Below are 18,645 nucleotides of genomic sequence, written 5' to 3'. Positions count from 1 at the left end.
TTTACCTTTAAATAGTTTTCTGAGATTGTTTTTTAATTATATCTTGATTAGACTGAGCATTATTAAACAGTATAACTGCAATTTTATCCTTGTCATCAATTATTATTAAATCGTCTTTAACATTTTTAGGGGATATGAATATGAGTTGTAAGGCATTGTCTGTATAGTCTAGTAGACAAAAATATTTTTTGCTTTCCTTAGTCATTAATTTGATAGCTTTTTTATATGAAATTTGTAAATTTGGACTAAGCCCTATTATTTCAAATGTTCCAGAACTTGGAAAATTATAAATTTTTTTATCTACTTTCCAAACGAAAGTTTGATCGCTCTTAAATTCAATATTTCCGTATTGTGTATTTATTAATGTTCCATAAGATATTAATCTATTTATTAGATTTTGATTTTGTTTTTTTGATTCAAGGATAATTTTTTCGACATTTTGTTCAATAATAACGAATTTTGACTCAAAATTATGTTCTTTAACTTTTATGATTGACTTGTAGTAATTTTGAGTTTCTTTTGTTAAGAGAATAAAATCTTCCTCTGAAGTTTTAGATCTAAATAAAAACCCATTAGGTTTTACTTCCTCAACAACATCGAATTTGAAATGTAAGCTTAATTCAGGTATATTGATTTTTATTTCATTTTTGGGAGTAAAAAACAACCCATACTCTTCTCTTAGTAAGTTAGTGTTATAAGTGTTATAGGCGATCATTTTTTCATAGTAAAGTGGTCTTAAGTATTTAATATTTTTAAATGTATTGATTATGTCATTCTGTGAGACTTGATCTAGTGGACTTGTGAGTATTGTACCTGTAATATTATCGAAAACCTCAAGTGCATAATCAAAAACATAACCTTTATATCCATCTTTTGTTAAGACGTATAGCCATTTTCCTTTAAGGGATCCTGCTTCTGTTTCTTTCCCGATGTGTATAATTTTCAATATAGCTTCTTTCGAAATTCTATATATTATGTTTTCTCTATAACTGTCTGGAGATGTTCTTAAGGGTAAGAGATCTTTTTTACTTATGGCATATTTGTTTACGTATGGTTGAATACTTAGCTTGAAATTTTCTGCTTCTTTTTTTGTTTGAAACTCTTCTATCGTAAATTTATGTACGATAAATTTTATTCCATTATAGTTTATTGTTACTGTTTGTTTCTCTTGATTAGCATCTTCTATTTTGACAAGTGAGCCATTTGGCAATTTTTCTCTATTTTTTGAGTCTAGGACAACACCATATTTGTTGTTTTTATTAAAACAAGATAAAAATAATATTAGCAATAAGATATAAATTAATTTTTTATTCATGTTAAAATCCTGATAGTTTTTATTGACCTTAAGGTGTGTTTTGTTATACATGACCTTTATTATATAATAAAAATAATGAAGTTATTAATTCAAGCGTTTGGACTAATGCTGGTTTTTAGCTGTTGTAAGATTAAGCAGAGCGAAATTCAAAGTCTCTTAGGTCTTTTAGAAGAGTCAAGTAAAAAAGGTTTAGATAGATTTCTTATTGTTGATAGGATAGTCGATATTCATATGCGCAATAAAGATTATCAAGATGCTTTAAGGTCTGTAAATCAAGAAATTGCTCATGATGAGAGTAGAGAATATTATCCCTTATATTTTTATTTGATGGGTAATATATATTCTTCCATTAAGGAAGACTTAGTGGCGTTTACCTATTATAGATATGTTGTTGATAATTTTGATGATTACATTTATGAAAATAGCTCTGTAAAATTAGATATTGCAAAAAGAGTTATCAATTTAAATATTGAAGCTAGGCACAAAATACGTTATTATAAGCTATTGCTTGATAATCATGCAGAAAGTCTTACTAATGCAGATAGGGGTAATTATTATTACAATCTTGCTTTAAGTTTAGAGAATATTCAAAATTATGATGAGGCGTATTTTTATTATAATAAATTGCTTTCAATACCAAGGTCAGACTTAAGAATAGATTCAATAGACTATTCTGGTGTGATTACTAAGATTAATTATTATAATAATCCAGATTTTATAATTTATAGAAATTTAAATGACTTGATTCAAGATGTTAAAAGATATATTTTTTCTGGGAATACCACAAAATTATTGAGTATAAGGGATAAACATAATTTTTTTATTCAAAGTTGGGATCAAAGGGGTGGTAAAAGCAATTCAATTAATACAAACAGTTTTTTGACAACGATGATTAAGCTTGGAAGTAGGCGAAGGAATGGAATACAGTTTGCAAGTAGTTTTGAGGCCGATTCTAGTGATGATATATCTTATCTTGGATCTAGTGGTTGGGAGCACATTTGGGAATGGTATTTTGTCTTTAAAAAAATTTCTTATCCAAAAGATCCAGAAATTAATAATGGTTGGGCTTGGATAGGTGTTTATCTGGGGAAAAAGTAGGGAGTTTTAATGTGAATTTACTAAGTAGACTTTTGAGTTTTTTATTTTTATTTTATTCTAATGTCTCTATTGTAAATGATTCTTTATCTAAGTCTAGCATAAAGAGAACAATTGATTGGGATACAAAGATCATTTATTTTGATATTATTAAACCGGTAGATGAGGATAAATTTGGCAGAGTTGGGCTTGATTCTACGTCTAGATTAGTGTTTAGCGTTAATGATTTTAAGGATACTTTAATAAGACAGTCTCTTTTTGAAATGATAATTGATTCTGATAATACTTTTAAGGATTATTTTGATTCTGATCCCCATTTAATACTTTATTTTTCAGGACTTGATAGCATTTTGAAGAGAGGATATACGAAATATTCAGAAGATTTGAAAAGCATAACTGTTAGATATGAGCTTTGTCTTTTTCCTGATTTTGTGAACTTGTTTATAGCTCATAGTAAGCCTTATATGGCTTTTTATCCATTGATGAATACAAGTGTTGATCAATTTGTTTATACTGGAATTATTATTTATGCTGGCGATGATTATCAATTTTCCTCAGGTGGCGTTGTAAAATTAACTGATGCTTTTTTTATTAAGATTTATGATGAAAATATTAAGCTTTATTTTGATAAAAAAATGGTTGAGCCAGATGCACTTAGGAAGTGGGGAATGCTTGAATATACGAATGACATCTCTTATAAAAATAAAGATAGAGTTGGAAATTATCCTTTAAGGTTAATTGCTAAAGGAGTTTATGGTAAAAATCATTCAGATATCATACTTGATAAGTATTCTATTAATAAGATATTTTCAAATAAAAATACTGTTAATCTTTTAAGAGAGGGTAAGCTTGTTGTTATTAAATAAGAGTCTGGAAATATAGTTTGGGGGCTTGTCTTTTTTAAGATAATAAATTAACATGATATAAGAGTTTATTATAAAGGGAAGTAATGCCCTTATAGCTCAGGTGGTAGAGCACCACCATGGTAAGGTGGCGGTCGTCGGTTCAAATCCGATTGAGGGCTTTTTGTAGTCAGGAGTGTTATTATGGGCAAGAAGAAAGGTAAAGGTGCTGTTGAGCTTATAGCTTTAGTATGTGAGGAAACAGGAATTAGAAATTATACGACTACTAAGAATAGGCGTAATAAACAAGAAAAATTAGAATTAATGAAGTATTGTCCAGTTCTCAGGAAGCATACTCTTCATAAAGAAGGTAAAATAAAATAATTAAAGTGATAGGTCAGTAGTTCAAGGGCAGAACGGTGGTCTCCAAAACCGCATGTTGGGGGTTCGAGTCCCTCCTGGCCTGTTGTCTGTATTGTTAAAGAGAGGCTTTTAAATGTTTAAATTTGTTAAAGAGAGTGTTTTGGAACTTAAAAAAATAACATGGCCTAAGTATGGTGAAGTAATAGGCAGCGGAAAACAGGTTTTTTGGTTGGTTGTTTTTATTTCTATTTTTTTAGGTATAGTAGATTATATCATGTATCTTGCTATAACTTATGTATTTTAAGGAAAGATTATGTCCAGGGCCTGGTATGTGTTACAGACTTTTTCTCAGTATGAGAGAAAGGTAGAACAAGAGATAAAACTTTTGATCAGTGAGGGCGTTTTTGGTAGTAATGTTTTAGATGTTAAGGCCCCTATTGAAAGGGTAGAAGAGGTAAAAAACGGAAAAAAGCGGATACGGGAGAGAAGGATTTGGCCGGGTTATATTCTCATTGAGTTAGATCTGCCTGAACAGGAGTGGAAAAGCACTGTAGCTAATATTATTAAGATACCGGGTGTTGTCAATTTTGTTGGTACTAATAAAGAGCAAAAACCTTTTCCAATTAGTGATGAGGAAGTTAAGAGTGTTTTTATGCTTGCTGGAGAGATTAAGGCAGATAAATCTATTTTTATACTTTATGATTTTGAAGAAGGTGAGAAAGTTAGAATTAAAGGAGGTCCTTTTGATTCTTTTGAGGGTGTTATTGGATCTATCGACTATGAAAAAAAGAAATTGAAGGTTGCAGTTCAAATTTTTGGGAGATCAACTCCTGTTGAGGTTGATTTTCAGCATATAGAAAAAGTTTAATAATTAGTATATTAATGGGAGCTTAAAGGCGTTATTACCATAAGGAGTTATTTATGTCTAAGAAAAAAAGAGAAGTTGCTTGGATTAAGCTTCAAGTTCCAGCTGCTCAAGCTGCTCCAGGAGCTAAGATAGGTCAAGCCCTTGGACCTCATGGTGTTAGTGGGCCTCAGTTTGTTAAGGAATTTAATGAGAGAACAGCAAAAATGGAGCCAGGGATTATCGTTCCTGTTATTATTACTGTTTATGCTGATAAGAGTTTTTCATTTATTGTAAAAACTCCTCCGGCTTCAGTTTTGATTAAGAAGGCTGTTGGTATAGAGACAGGTTCTAAAAAATCAAATACAGAAAAGGTTGGAACTATATCAAAAGAAAAAGTAATGGAAATTGCAAGGGTTAAGATGCCTGATTTAAATGCAAAAACTGAACTTGCTGCATTTAAAATCATTGCAGGGAGTGCTCGTTCTATGGGTGTTGAGGTGGAAAAATAATGGCTAAGAGTGGAAAAAAATATATTCAGGCTCTATCTAAGGTAGATAAGCTTAAATCTTACAGCATAGATGATGCAATCTCTTTATTAAAAGAGATCAAATTTGTTAAATTTGATGAAACTATAGATGTATCTGTTAATCTCAATTTAAAGAAGAATCATACAGTTAGAGATACAGTTGTTTTGCCAAATCAGTTTATGAGAGAAAAGCGAATACTTGTTTTTGCAAAGGGTGATAAAGCTGAGGAAGCAAGGGAAGCTGGTGCTACTTATGTTGGAGATGATGATCTTATTAATAAGGTTAAAGGTGGTTTTAGTGAGTTTGATGTTGTTGTTGCAACACCTGATATGATGAAAGATGTGGGGAAGCTTGGTCCTATCTTAGGTAAGAGAGGTTTAATGCCAAATCCTAAGACACAAACGATTACAAATGATTTAAAGGGTACAATAGCTAGTCTTAAGAAGGGACGTACAGAGTTTAGGGCAAATAAAAATGGTGTTATCAATTTTTCTGTTGGTAAATCTTCTATGGATAATAATAAGGTGAAGGAAAATTATGATGAATTTATTAAGGAATTACTTAAAAGACGCCCAAGCGATTTAAAAGGTACTTTTGTAGATAGTGTTTATATGTCATCTACCATGGGACCTTCTGTGAAGATTGATTTTGTTTAGGAGTTGAATTATGCATGCAAAGATAAATCCTAAAAAGGTTGAAATGTTTAATTTGTTGAAAGAGTTTTTAGATGGTAAGGATAATGTTTTTTTTCTAGATTACAGGGGTTTAACAGTAGCAACGCTTACTGAGTTGAGAAATAGAGTTGAAAATGAGAAGGGTGAATTAAAGGTTGTAAAAAACAATATAATGAAGCGTGTTTTAAAAGATAAACATATGGAAGGTCTTGATTCTTATCTTTTAGGACCAACAGCTGTTGTTACCGCTGTTGATGAAGCTAATGTGATTGCAAAAATTTTTTATGAGTTTGTTAAAACTAGTTCTTTAAAAGTTAAGGGAGGTTTTGTTTTAGGAGAGGTTTATGATGAGGCTAAACTTAATGCGTATAGTAAACTTCCTACTAAAAAGGAATCTATTTCTTTATTTATGAGTGTGCTTAAAGCACCAATTTCAAAACTTGCAAGAACTTTAAAGGCTTTATCTGATGTTAAAGATGTTAAAGTTTAATCAGAACAGTGTTAGTCTTAATACAGTGCATGCTATCACTGTTTGAAATAATGTGAATGAAAGGAGTTAAGTTAATATGGCACTAAGTAAAGAAGATATTTTAACATGGCTTGAGGAAGCCAAGACATCTGAAGTTGTTGAGCTTATAACAGCTATTGAGGAAAAATTTGGAGTTACTGCTGCTGCAGTTGCTGTTGCTACTGGATCTGGTTCTGCTGCAGGTGATGCTGAAGAACAAACTGAATTTGATGTAATGCTTATGTCTTTTGGAGATAGTAAAATAAACGTTATTAAAGAAGTAAGAGCTGTTACTGGACTTGGACTTGGAGAGGCTAAAGCTTTAGTTGAATCTGCACCTAAGGCAGTTAAGGAAGGTGTTTCAAAAGCAGATGCTGAGGATATAAAGAAGAAACTAGAAGCAGTTGGTGCAAAAGTTGAAATTAAATAAAACATTAAAAATATGCCAGAATTGTTATTCCACATGTCATTTTAGTGGCATGTGGTTTATTGTGTCTTAAAAAAGGAGTCTTTTAATGATAAAAAGGGTTCATCTAGGACAAGGAAAAGCCGAAGAAATCTTAGACTTACCTAACCTAATAGAAATACAATTGAATTCTTATGAAAAATTTTTGCAGCTTGATAGATTAAAGAATAATAAACCTTTGCTTAATGAAGGCCTTGAATCTGTTTTTAGGGATGTTTTTCCTATGAAAAGTAGCAATGGTGACGTTGCGCTTGAATATGAGAAATACTATGTTGAATATGATTCTCTTAGTTTTACTGAAAAAGAATGCAAAAGAAAGGGCCAAAGTTATGAGGCTGTTTTAAAGATAAGATTAAATTTGCAGTTTCTAACAACAGGAGAGATAAGACAAAAAGATGTCTATATGGGGACTATTCCTTTAATGACTGATAGAGGGACTTTTATTGTTAATGGTGCTGAGAGAGTAATTGTATCGCAGATTCATAGATCCCCTGGGGTTGTTTTTTACAAGGAAAAAGACTTGTATTATGCTCGTATTATTCCTTATCGTGGTTCTTGGTTGGAATTTGAGATCGACTCAAAAAAAGATTACCTTTATGTTAAGATAGACAGAAAAAAAAGAATACTTGTTACTCTTTTCTTAAGAGCTTTAGGTCTTGATACTAGAGAAAAGATAATTGAAACTTTTTATAAGATTAAAAAAATTGAAGTAAATGACGATACTAAAAGAGAAATTACAGGGCAATATTTAGCAGTAAACATTACCATAAAAGAAAATATGACTTATCGTGCAGGTGATAAAATAACTTTGCAAGATATTGAAGATTTCTTGCAAAATGGGGTAAAAGAAATAAATCTTATTGATTTTGATGGATATGATAGTGTTCCTGGCAAACATTTTATCAGTTCCGATGTTATTTTGAACTGTTTCGAGAAGGAAGATGCTTATTTTTCTTTAAAGGATGGTTTTAAGGAGCTTTCAAGGGAATCTGTGATGCTTGCGGTTTATAGTGTGCTTTTACCTGGAGAGCCAATATCCATTGATAATGCTGAGAATGATTTAAGAACTGTGTTTTTTTCAGAGAAGAGATATGATCTTGGTCATGTGGGACGATATAAGCTTTCTAAAAAGTTTGGTCTTAATGACTTAACGACTTCAGTTCTTACTATTACAGATATAGTAAATACGATATCTCATCTTTTAAGAATATATGATGGGCATGATGTTCTTGATGACATTGATCATCTTGGAAATAGAAGAGTTCGTTCTGTTGGTGAATTGCTTACAAATATATATAAAGGCGCAATGTCAAGAGTAGAAAAAATTGCAAAAGATAGAATGTCTAATAAAGAAGTGTTTAATCTTAAACCCCAAGAATTAATAAGTGTTAAGCCGATTGTTTCTGCTGTTAAAGAATTTTTTGCAACCAGTCAGCTTTCACAATTTATGGATCAGGTTAATCCTTTAGCTGAATTAACGCATAAAAGGCGTCTTAATGCTTTAGGTCCCGGAGGACTCTCAAGAGATCGTGCAGGTTTTGAAGTAAGGGATGTGCATTATACCCATTATGGTAGAATGTGTCCTATTGAAACTCCTGAGGGCCCAAATATTGGGCTTATTGTTTCTTTAGCTACGTATGCAAAGGTGAATGATTATGGGTTTCTAGAAACCCCTTATAGAAAAGTAGTTAATGGCAAGGTTACTGATGAGATCGAGTATTTGTCTGCAATTGATGAAGAGAAAAAATGTATTGCTCAGGCAAATGCGGCTGTTAATGCTGAGAGTAATTATATTGATGATTTAATTTCTGTTAGAGTTTCTGGTGATTATACTACAATGATTCCTAAGAATATTGATTATATGGATGTTTCACCTAGACAGTTAATTTCTGTTTCTTCGGCATTAATACCTTTTCTTGAACATAATGATGCAAACCGTGCCCTTATGGGTTCAAATATGCAACGTCAGGCAGTTCCTTTGTTATTTCCACAACCTCCTATTGTTGGTACTGGTATGGAGCGAATAGTTGCAAAGGATTCTGGTGTTGTTATTAAGGCAAAAAGATCAGGTACCGTTGTATTGGCAACGAGCAAAAGAATAGTTATCAGACCTGATAATGCTAATGATGAGCATGATTTAGATGAATATGAACTTGCAAAATATGAAAGGACAAATCAGGACACTTCTTTTAACCATTCAGTTTTAATTAAGGAAGGCCAAGTAGTTAATAAGGGTGAAATAATAGCTGATGGTCCTGCTACTAGATATGGAGAACTGGCCCTTGGGAACAATTTGTTGGTTGGTTTTATCCCTTGGAATGGATTCAATTATGAAGATGCTATATTAATCTCGGAGAGAATTGTAAAGGAAGACCTTTACACTTCAATTCATATTAAAGAATTTAGTATTGAGGTAAGGGAGACTAAGCTTGGGCCTGAGAAAGTTACAGCTGATATTCCCAATGTTAGTGGAAAGATATTAAATAAGCTTGATGAAAATGGAATTGTAAGGATAGGTACTTATGTAAAGCCGGGTGATATCTTGATTGGTAAGGTTACACCAAAATCAGAGGGAGACATTACTCCTGAATTTAAGCTTTTGACATCTATTTTTGGTGAAAAGGCTAAAGATGTTAAGAATAATTCACTCAAAGTACCACATGGTACTGAGGGTACTGTAATTGATGTTCAAAGAATTACTAAAGATGATGTTGGTAATCTTCCACCTGGTGTTGACGAAATATTAAAGGTTTATGTTGCCAAGAAAAGGAGACTTAAAGAGGGTGATAAAATGGCAGGAAGACATGGAAATAAGGGTGTAGTTGCAAAGATCCTTCCTGTTGAAGATATGCCATATCTTGCAGATGGAACTCCTCTTGATATATGTCTAAATCCTTTAGGAGTACCGTCTCGTATGAATATTGGGCAATTAATGGAATCTCAGCTTGGTCTTGCTGGTAAATATCTTAGTGAATATTATGATGTTCCTGTGTTTGAATCTGCTACAAATGAATGTGTTCAAGAAAAGTTGAAAAAAGCCGGATTTAATGAAACATCAAAGGCAATTTTATATGATGGATATACAGGGGAACCATTTGAGAATGAGGTAATGGTTGGGATTATATATATGCTTAAGCTGCATCACCTTGTTGACGATAAAATGCATGCAAGATCTACAGGTCCTTATTCACTTGTGTCTCAACAACCTCTTGGAGGAAAGGCACAATTTGGTGGTCAAAGGCTTGGAGAGATGGAAGTTTGGGCACTTGAAGCTTATGGAGCTGCTTATACTCTTCAAGAGCTCTTAACAGTAAAATCAGATGATATGTCAGGTAGAGTTAAAATATATGAGAATATTGTTAAAGGTATTCCTACCAATGTATCTGGAATTCCTGAATCTTTCAATGTTTTGATGCAAGAACTAAGAGGTCTTGGTTTTGATTTATCAATTTATGATGATAATGGCAATCAAATTCCTTTAACAGAAAAGGAAGAGGAATTAATTAATAAAACTTAGGTTTTGAGGGTTTTATGAAAGAGATAAAAGATTTTGAAAAGATAAGAATAAAGATAGCATCTCCTGATCAAATTAGGAGTTGGTCTTATGGAGAGGTTAAAAAATCTGAAACTATTAACTATAGAACTTTGAGACCTGAGAAAGATGGTCTTTTTTGCGAGAGAATTTTTGGAACTACTAAAGAATGGGAATGTTATTGTGGAAAGTTTAAGTCAATAAGGTATAAAGGTATTATTTGTGATCGTTGTAATGTTGAGGTAACTCATTTTAAAGTTAGACGTGAGAGAATGGGGCATATTGAACTCTCAGCTCCTGTTGCTCATATCTGGTATTATAAATATATTCCTTCTAGAATTGGTCTTTTACTTGATATTACGGCTTCTAATTTAAACTCTATTCTTTATTATGAAAAGTATATCGTAATTGAGCCAGGTGATACTGATCTTAAAAAGATGCAACTTTTAAATGAAGATGAATATTCTGAAGCAAAAGAGAGATATGGGATGTCTTTTAGTGCTTCAATGGGTGCTGAGGCCATTAAAACTTTACTTGAGAACCTTGATCTTGATGAACTTTCATCCAAGCTTAGACTTCAGATGATTGATAAAGATGATAAGACAGATAAAAAACTTTTAAGACGTCTTGAGATCATTGAAAATTTTAAAGTTTCTGGAAATAAGCCAGAATGGATGATTATGGATGTTCTTCCTGTTATTCCTCCAGAAATTAGACCGATGGTTCAGCTTGATGGTGGAAGATTTGCAACTTCTGATCTCAATGACCTCTATAGAAGAGTAATAAATAGAAATAATAGGTTAAGAAAACTTTTGCTTCTTAATGCACCTGAGATTATTGTCAGAAATGAAAAAAGAATGTTACAAGAATCAGTTGATTCTCTTTTTGATAATTCTCATAAGAGAAAGGTTGTGAAGGGTACATCCAATAGACCTCTTAAATCTCTCTCTGATGCACTAAAGGGTAAACAAGGTAGATTTAGGCAGAACCTTCTTGGAAAGAGAGTTGATTATTCAGGTCGTTCTGTAATTGTTGTGGGACCTGAACTTAAGCTACATCAATGTGGTATTCCTGCAAAGATGGCGCTTGAGCTTTTTAAACCATTTGTAATTAGAAAATTGATTGAGAGTGAATCCGTATTTAACATAAAGCGAGCAAAGAGTCTAATTGAACAAGAAGTAGATGAAGTATGGCAGATTTTAGACAATGTTATTAAAGAGCATCCTGTGCTTTTAAACCGGGCCCCAACACTTCACAGGCTGGGAATACAAGCTTTTGAACCAGTGTTAGTTGAAGGAAAGGCAATTAAATTACATCCTCTTGTTTGTCATGCATATAATGCTGACTTTGATGGTGATCAGATGGCTGTACATGTTCCTTTAACACCTGCAGCACAGGCTGAAAGTTGGGCTTTGATGTTGTCAACTAATAATTTGTTAAATCCTGCAAACGGACACCCTATTGTATTCCCATCTCAAGATATTGTATTAGGTCTTTATTACTTAACTATGGAGAGGAAAAATGTCGTGGGAGAAGGGCGTAAGTTCTCTAATTTTAATCATGTTCTTCTTGCGATTAATAATAAAAGTCTAGACTATAATGCACGGATTTATGTAAAGGTTGATGGTGAGTATATAGAAACTACGGCAGGATGTGTTGTATTTAACGAGGCTTTACCAGGGAAGATTTCATTTGTAAATAAAACCCTTAGTGATTATGAATTACAGAATTTGATTTCTGAAGTTTATGTTGTGTATGGTTCCTCTATTGTAATTGAGATGTTGGATATTATTAAGGAGCTTGGGTTTAAATATGCTACTAAATTTGGATGTACAATAAGTATGAGCGATATTATTGTGCCTGAAGAAAAGAAAGTATATGTGGATAAGGCTAATAGAGAAATTGCAAAAATTCAGAATGATTATACTAAAGGTGTTATTACTGGAGAAGAGAGATACAACAATGTTGTTTCTGTTTGGTCAAAGACAAATGAAGAGCTTACGAATAAGATGATGGAAATTCTTAAAAAAGATAGAGATGGATTTAATGTGATTTATATGATGGCAGATTCTGGTGCTCGTGGAAGTAGAAATCAGATAAGACAGCTTGCGGGAATGAGAGGATTGATGGCTAAAACTTCTGGAGATATTATTGAACTTCCAATTATTTCTAATTTTAAAGAAGGGCTTTCTGTTATAGAGTTCTTTATCTCTACAAATGGTGCAAGAAAGGGACTTGCAGATACAGCTCTTAAGACAGCGGATGCCGGGTATTTAACGCGAAGATTGGTAGATATTGCTCAAGATGTTGTTGTTAGAATAGAAGATTGTGGAACTATTAATGGTATAAAAGTTGAGGCTTTAAAGCATGGTGAAGAAATAGTTGAGCCTTTAAGAGAAAAAGCCGTTGGTAGTTATTCAATTGAGAGAATAAAAAGTCCTATTACGGGCGAGATTATTTTAGATGTAAATGAAGAAATTACAGAGGATAAGATAAAGTTATTGGAAACCGTTGGTATTGACAAGCTTGTAATTAGATCTGTTTTGACTTGCGAAGCTGAGCATGGAGTTTGTCAGAAATGTTATGGACGTGACTTTTCAAATAATAAGCCTGTTAATATTGGAGAGGCTGTTGGGATAATAGCAGCTCAGTCAATAGGTCAGCCAGGAACACAGCTTACCATGAGAACTTTTCACATTGGGGGAGTTGCACAGGCTGGTAGTGAAGATGATAAGATTGCGCTTAAAAACTCTTTCATTCTTAATGGACTAGAGGGATTTAATGTGCAAGTTGATGGCGGATTGCTTTTTACAAGAAAAGGAACTTTAAGAGTAATAAATGTTATTTATGAAGAAGATATTAAGGATATTAAAGAACTTAAGGTATTAGATTCTCAAAAGGTAATTAAGGGAATGCCTTTGTTTACAAGCAAGGATGGTATTGATGTATTATCATCTCATATTGGTTATGTTAAAATTAAAGATAACAAGCTGATGATTGTCTCTGAAGAGCAAGAGATATCTCTAAAGACTGGTACGAAACTTGAGGTAAATGTTGGTGATTATGTTGAGGCCGGGCGTGTAATTGGAACATTTGATCCATTTGCGGAACCAATTATTGCTGAAGTAAGGGGAAAAGTTAAATTTAAAGATATTATTTTAGGAACAACTCTTAAAGAAGAAATAAACCTTGAAACGGGAAATATTGAAAAGAGAATTACGGATCAAGTTTTTGAGTCTCTTGATCCTAGGATTTTAATTATTAATGATAGAGGAATTGAGATTGCATCCTATGTTCTTCCTGGGGATGCTTATCTGCAAGTTGAGGATGGACAAGACATTGATATAGGGGATATCATTGCTAAACTTTCCAAAGGTTCTGAAAAAACTCAAGATATTACTGGTGGTCTTCCTAGAGTTAATGATTTATTTGAAACAAGAATTCCAAAAAATTTGACTGAGATGGCTAAGGTAAGTGGAGTTGTTCAGTTTAAAGCGATTCAAAAAGGTAAAAGACTCATTAATGTTTTAGATGAGTATGGAGTTGAGCATAAGCATTATATTCCTGCTGGGAAACATCTTTTAGTTAGGGATGGAGACGTTGTTAAGGCTGGAGATATGCTTTGTGATGGAAGAATTAATCCTCATGATGTTCTTGAAATCCTTGGTGGAATTAGTTTGCAAGAATTTTTATTGGCAGAAATTCAGGATGTTTATAGGAAGCAGGGTGTAAGTATTAATGATAAGCATATTGGTGTGATCATTAAACAGATGATGAAGAAAGTTAAGATTGTATCTGTAGGTGATACTAATTTTGTTTATAATCAAAAGGTAGATAAGCATACTTTTTATGAGCAAAATAAAAGGGTAATTGAACAGGGTGGTGAGCCTGCAGTAGCTAGTCCAATCCTTATTGGGATAACAAAGGCATCTCTTAATATCGATTCATTTATTTCAGCTGCTTCTTTCCAAGAAACAACTAAAGTGTTAACAGATGCTTCAATTGCAGGTAGTGTCGATGATCTTAAAGGTCTTAAGGAGAATGTTGTGATTGGACATTTAATTCCTACCGGAACAGGTATGAATTTATATAAAAGAGTTAAGGTGAGGGAAAATTCAAGCTCTGAAATGTAGCTTGAAAATAAATTATATATTTGATACCATTTATTGGTAAAATTAGGAAAAAGGGAGCATAGATGCCTACAATCAATCAACTAATTAGGAAGCCAAGAAAGAGTCAAAAAGAAAAGACAGCATCTCCTGCGCTTCAAAATTGTCCTCAACGAAGAGGAATTTGTACTCGTGTAATGACGGTTACACCTAAGAAACCTAATTCAGCTTTAAGAAAAGTAGCTCGTGTTAGGCTTTCAAATGGATTTGAAGTAACAGCTTATATTCCAGGGATTGGTCATAATTTACAAGAGCATTCAGTTGTTTTAATTAGAGGTGGACGAGTTAAAGATTTGCCAGGTGTTAGGTACCATATCATCAGAGGAGCTAAGGATACTCTTGGTGTTAATAATCGGAAGCAAGGTCGTTCTAAGTATGGAACTAAGAAACCAAAAGCTTAAGAGGTATAAGTTGTATGTCAAGAAAGAGTAAAAAAATTAAAAAGAAAGTTTTTAAAGATTCTAAGTATGATTCTCAAGTTATTGCTAAATTTGTGAATAGAATGATGTATGATGGAAAAAAATCCATCAGTGAAGCCATAGTTTATAATTCAATTGATCTTCTTGCAGAAAAAACTGAGGAAGTTGATAAGGTTGCTGCCTTTAGTAAGGCATTAGATAATGTTAAACCATTGGTAGAGGTTAGAAGTAGAAGGGTTGGTGGTGCTACTTATCAAGTCCCAGTTGAAGTTAGAGAGGAAAGGCGTGAGGCTTTGGCAATGAAGTGGATTATTGCAGCTGCCAGAAAAGCAAGTGGAAAATCAATGCAAGAAAAATTGGGAAATGAACTTGTTAATTCTTATAATTCAACAGGTGTTGCTTTTAAAAAGAGGGAAGATACTCATAGAATGGCAGAGGCAAATAGAGCCTTCACACATTACAGATGGTAATAGTAAAAAACCTTTTTAATACATATTGTTGTGAGGTTCTTTGATTTTGGATATAATTAATCGGGGGGTATATACATATGTTAAAAAAAATTTTTTTGTTCTTTTTTATTCTTGGTTGTTCAGGTTCACAAGATCAAGCTTCGCTGTCTAATACTATTTCTGTCATTGTCGATGGGACCTTTGATGATAGAGGTTTTAATGAGAGTTCTTCCAATGCAATGACTCAAATTAAAGAAGAGTTTAAAAAAGTTAATATAATTCGAAAAGAATCCAAGATTTCTGATTATTTAGCAGATATTGGTGGATTGGAAGAAGGTGGTTCTAGTTTAATTTGGGGAGTTAGTTTTAAGTTTACAGATACGTTTTTGCAAAAAGCTCTTGAAAATACCAATGTGAATTATGGAATTATTGAAGGTGCTTACGCAGAAGGTGTTGAGTTGCCCAAAAATTTAGTGAATGTAAAATTTAGATCTGAGGAAGGAGCGTTTTTAGTTGGGTATTTGGCCGCTAAGGCATCTAAAACAGGTAAGATTGGGTTTATAGGTGGAATAGAAGGTGTAGTTATTAATGCATTCAGATATGGATATGAAGCTGGTGCTAAATATGCAAATAAGAATATTGAGATAAATTCCCAGTATGTGGGGACTTTCACTGATATCTCTCTTGGCCATTTAATGGCAAGTAAGATGTATGCTTCTGGAGTTGATATTATATTTACAGCAGCAGGCCTCTCAGGTCTTGGCGCTATTGAGGTTGCAAAAGAGCTTGGAAGTGGACATTACATTATTGGAGTTGATCAGGATCAGTCATATCTTGCACCTAATAATATACTTTTTTCATATGTTAAGAGGGTTGATGTGGTTATGTTAGATTTAATGAGATCTTATCTAGAGTTTGGCAAGTGGAATGGTGGAAATAGCTTAGAATTTGGAGTTAAAGATGGAGCACTTGATTTAGTTTTTAATAAATCAATAAATTCAGATTTAATCAAAGATTATGATCTTATTTCAAAAATTAAAGACAAAATAGTTGGTAATGAGATCAAAGTTCCTAAAGACGAAAAATCTTATGGTGACTTTGTTGTTAATCTGTGACATAAGAGTTAATATGACTATGAGGAGTTTTTACATGAATAAATTTATAATGTTCATTTTTGTTGTGTTAGCTTTTTTAAGTTGTGATAAAAAATCGTTGATTTCTAAGGGAAAGCCCATCATTTCTCTGGTAGCTGAAGGAACTTTTGATGACAAATCATTTGGTGAGGATGCTTGGAACGGTGCTAAAATGCTAGAAGAAGATTTTGGAGTTGAGATTATTGGCAAAGCTTCATCAAGTGCTGCTTATGCGAGTGATTTCGAAGATCTTAAAGATAAAGGTTCCAGCGTTATCTGGGGAGTTGGTTTTAGACTTCAAGAAGTTACTGAGCAGGCCGCTACCCTTAATAAAGATGTTAATTATGGAATTGTTGATGTTACTTATGAGGATGGTATAAAATTATCTGATAATTTGATTGGCCTCTCATTTAAAGTTGAAGAGGCTTCTTTTTTAGCTGGATATTTAGCTGCTAAGGCATCTAAAACAGGTAAGATTGGGTTTATAGGTGGAGTGGAAGGTGTAGTTATTAATGCATTCAGATATGGATATGAAGCTGGTGCTAAATATGCAAATAAAGATATTAAGTTAAATGCTCAGTATTTGGGATCATTTGTGGATTTATCTTTAGCTAGGACTATTTCTTTGAAGATGTACAAAGATGGTACAGATGTCATATTTGTAGCAGCAGGTCTTGCAGGTCTTGGTGCTATTGAGGTTTCAAAGGAACTTGGGACTGGATATTATATTGTTGGAGTTGATCAAGATCAGTCATATCTTGCACCTGATAATATTTTAACGTCAGTTGTTAAAAATGTTGGGAAAGCTATTTATGAAGTAACAAAGAATTATTTGAATACGAATGATTTTGATGGTGGGAAAGTATTAAAATTAGGACTTGAAAACGATTTCGTAAGTATTGTTAAGCATGATTCCATCAAGAGTGATATTAAAGTCGAGATTGAAATTATAGAAGATAAAATAATTAATGGCGATATTTCAGTTCCAAGTACTCTTGACGAATATAGTAAGTTTTTAGAGATTTATAATCTATTAAATTGATTTTTTGCTTAGATAGAGGCAATTTCATTAATGTTTATTTTTTTAAATTTACCTTTACTTTATGTAAGGTAAATTTTGATATTTATAACTTATTGTTATTTTTATTGATAGTTTTCTAAAAATTAAAAAATGTTTAAAGCTATTTTATAAGGAGAGGATAGGTTGTGCCAAAAAATTTATATTTTATAATTTTATTTGTTTTATTGTTTGTATCTTGTTTTTCTTCAGAAGAGTCTTCTTCTTTTGTTGATAGACAAATTATTATGGGAATCATGTTTCCAGGTAATTTTGATGATAAAGGATATTTCCAAAATGCTTTTGAGGGTACTATTGAAATAAGAAAAGAATTTGAAACTAAGGTTATTCCAAAAGTTTTAACACCTTATCCTGTTGAAGGCAAAAGGTTAATGACTGTTAGTGAAGCATTAGAAGAAGATGTTTACACATTGCAAAAGGATGGTGCCAATTTTATTTGGTTTATTAGTGCTCATTTTTCAGATTCTGCCTTAAGACTTGCTCATGAAAATACTAATATTTATTATGGAATTATAGATCCTTTTGGTTATGATGATAATATTTTAATTCCTAAGAATTTTTTAGCTATTAATTTTAGAGCTGAAGAAGGAGCATTTTTAGCTGGTTATCTTGCTGCTAAGATGAGTAAGAGTAATAGGATTGGATTTATGACTGGTATTAATCTTAAATATGTTGAGAGATTTTTAGTCGGCTTTAGAGCAGGGGCTTTTTACGCAGAACCTAAAACAAGAATGATTGTAAAGAGAGTTTTAGACGAATTTAGCGAATATTCTGGGAAATCTGTTGCCGAGCATATGTATATTGAGGACGGTGTTGATGTTATTTTTCCTGTAATGGGTCTTGCTGCACTTGGTGTTTTTTCTGCTGCAAAGAATCTTGGAGCTGGTCATTACGTAATTGGGATTAATAAAGATCAGTCACACCTTGCACCTGGTCATGTTATTACTTCTGTGCTTAAGGATGTTGGAAAGTCAATATATAAATTTTCATTAGATCCTATAAAAAAACACAAATTTAATGGTGGGAGGCTAATTGAAGAAGGAGTAAAAGAAGGCGTTATAGATATTGTCAAAGATCCTAATATTATTGGCAATAATTTATTTGATACCATTAAAAAGATTCAGGATGAGATAGTTAATGGTAAACTTATTATACCTTCTACTGAACATGAATTTGATTTATTTAAGGCAAGATTATAAACTTTTTAATTAGATTGGTTTAAAGGGAG

The 18,645-nt window shown here is 32.6% G+C and carries 17 protein-coding genes and 2 tRNA genes; 18 read left to right on the top strand and 1 reads right to left on the bottom strand.

What is annotated here, in order from left to right:
• Positions 1-7: 7 nt before the first annotated feature.
• Complete coding sequence (locus bpSLO_RS01950; protein WP_241763463.1) at positions 8-1,315, bottom strand: SH3 domain-containing protein; 1,308 nt, start codon at positions 1,313-1,315, stop codon at positions 8-10.
• Positions 1,316-1,390: 75 nt separating this feature from the next.
• Between bpSLO_RS01950 and bpSLO_RS01945 the strand changes: the two genes are divergently transcribed.
• The 18 genes from bpSLO_RS01945 to bpSLO_RS01860 all read left to right on the top strand — a co-directional run bounded on the left by bpSLO_RS01945 (position 1,391) and on the right by bpSLO_RS01860 (position 18,616).
• Complete coding sequence (locus bpSLO_RS01945; protein ID WP_038447884.1) at positions 1,391-2,413, top strand: tetratricopeptide repeat protein; 1,023 nt, start codon at positions 1,391-1,393, stop codon at positions 2,411-2,413.
• 11 nt (positions 2,414-2,424) lie between these two features.
• Complete coding sequence (locus tag bpSLO_RS01940) at positions 2,425-3,276, top strand: hypothetical protein (RefSeq protein WP_025375416.1); 852 nt, start codon at positions 2,425-2,427, stop codon at positions 3,274-3,276.
• An 85-nt stretch (positions 3,277-3,361) separates the two neighbouring features.
• A tRNA-Thr gene (locus bpSLO_RS01935) sits at positions 3,362-3,434 on the top strand.
• Positions 3,435-3,456: 22 nt separating this feature from the next.
• A complete protein-coding gene (rpmG, locus tag bpSLO_RS01930; RefSeq protein WP_024653877.1) occupies positions 3,457-3,636 on the top strand; it encodes a 50S ribosomal protein L33 in 180 nt (59 codons plus the stop codon).
• Positions 3,637-3,646: 10 nt separating this feature from the next.
• Positions 3,647-3,718: transfer RNA gene (locus bpSLO_RS01925), tRNA-Trp, on the top strand.
• Positions 3,719-3,748: 30 nt separating this feature from the next.
• Positions 3,749-3,919, top strand: coding sequence for a preprotein translocase subunit SecE (secE, locus tag bpSLO_RS01920; RefSeq protein WP_011772344.1), 171 nt, complete (start codon positions 3,749-3,751; stop codon positions 3,917-3,919).
• A 9-nt stretch (positions 3,920-3,928) separates the two neighbouring features.
• Positions 3,929-4,483, top strand: a complete 555-nt coding sequence (gene nusG, locus bpSLO_RS01915; RefSeq protein ID WP_025375415.1) for a transcription termination/antitermination protein NusG — start codon at positions 3,929-3,931, stop codon at positions 4,481-4,483.
• A 53-nt stretch (positions 4,484-4,536) separates the two neighbouring features.
• A complete protein-coding gene (gene rplK, locus bpSLO_RS01910) occupies positions 4,537-4,971 on the top strand; it encodes a 50S ribosomal protein L11 (protein WP_025375414.1) in 435 nt (144 codons plus the stop codon).
• Complete coding sequence (gene rplA, locus bpSLO_RS01905; RefSeq protein WP_025375413.1) at positions 4,971-5,645, top strand: 50S ribosomal protein L1; 675 nt, start codon at positions 4,971-4,973, stop codon at positions 5,643-5,645. Before rplK ends, rplA begins: the two co-directional genes overlap by 1 nt.
• A gap of 10 nt (positions 5,646-5,655) precedes the next feature.
• On the top strand, positions 5,656-6,153 hold the full coding sequence (rplJ, locus tag bpSLO_RS01900; protein ID WP_025375412.1) for a 50S ribosomal protein L10: 498 nt from the start codon (positions 5,656-5,658) through the stop codon (positions 6,151-6,153).
• 76 nt (positions 6,154-6,229) lie between these two features.
• Positions 6,230-6,601 carry a 50S ribosomal protein L7/L12 gene (rplL, locus tag bpSLO_RS01895; RefSeq protein WP_025375411.1) on the top strand — a complete coding sequence of 124 codons (372 nt, stop codon included), beginning with the start codon at positions 6,230-6,232 and terminating at the stop codon, positions 6,599-6,601.
• Positions 6,602-6,686: 85 nt separating this feature from the next.
• Complete coding sequence (gene rpoB, locus bpSLO_RS01890; RefSeq protein WP_025407423.1) at positions 6,687-10,154, top strand: DNA-directed RNA polymerase subunit beta; 3,468 nt, start codon at positions 6,687-6,689, stop codon at positions 10,152-10,154.
• Positions 10,155-10,168: 14 nt separating this feature from the next.
• Positions 10,169-14,302, top strand: coding sequence for a DNA-directed RNA polymerase subunit beta' (gene rpoC / locus bpSLO_RS01885; RefSeq protein WP_025375409.1), 4,134 nt, complete (start codon positions 10,169-10,171; stop codon positions 14,300-14,302).
• Between the two features lie 62 nt (positions 14,303-14,364).
• Positions 14,365-14,739 (top strand): 30S ribosomal protein S12, encoded by a 375-nt coding sequence (gene rpsL / locus bpSLO_RS01880; RefSeq protein WP_011772336.1) that lies wholly within the window; start codon positions 14,365-14,367, stop codon positions 14,737-14,739.
• Positions 14,740-14,753: 14 nt separating this feature from the next.
• Positions 14,754-15,227 carry a 30S ribosomal protein S7 gene (gene rpsG, locus bpSLO_RS01875; RefSeq protein ID WP_011772335.1) on the top strand — a complete coding sequence of 158 codons (474 nt, stop codon included), beginning with the start codon at positions 14,754-14,756 and terminating at the stop codon, positions 15,225-15,227.
• 77 nt (positions 15,228-15,304) lie between these two features.
• Positions 15,305-16,321 (top strand): BMP family lipoprotein, encoded by a 1,017-nt coding sequence (locus bpSLO_RS01870; RefSeq protein ID WP_038447890.1) that lies wholly within the window; start codon positions 15,305-15,307, stop codon positions 16,319-16,321.
• 34 nt (positions 16,322-16,355) lie between these two features.
• Positions 16,356-17,381 carry a BMP family ABC transporter substrate-binding protein gene (locus bpSLO_RS01865; RefSeq protein WP_025375408.1) on the top strand — a complete coding sequence of 342 codons (1,026 nt, stop codon included), beginning with the start codon at positions 16,356-16,358 and terminating at the stop codon, positions 17,379-17,381.
• 164 nt (positions 17,382-17,545) lie between these two features.
• Complete coding sequence (locus tag bpSLO_RS01860; protein ID WP_025407424.1) at positions 17,546-18,616, top strand: BMP family ABC transporter substrate-binding protein; 1,071 nt, start codon at positions 17,546-17,548, stop codon at positions 18,614-18,616.
• The last annotated feature ends 29 nt before the right edge of the window (positions 18,617-18,645 follow it).

Origin of the sequence: Borrelia parkeri, assembly GCF_023035815.1 — a bacterium.
In the GTDB taxonomy this organism is placed as follows: Bacteria; Spirochaetota; Spirochaetia; order Borreliales; family Borreliaceae; genus Borrelia; species Borrelia parkeri.
Note: the sequence above shows the minus strand (reverse complement) of the source record. Positions and strands in the feature narration are given on the sequence as shown.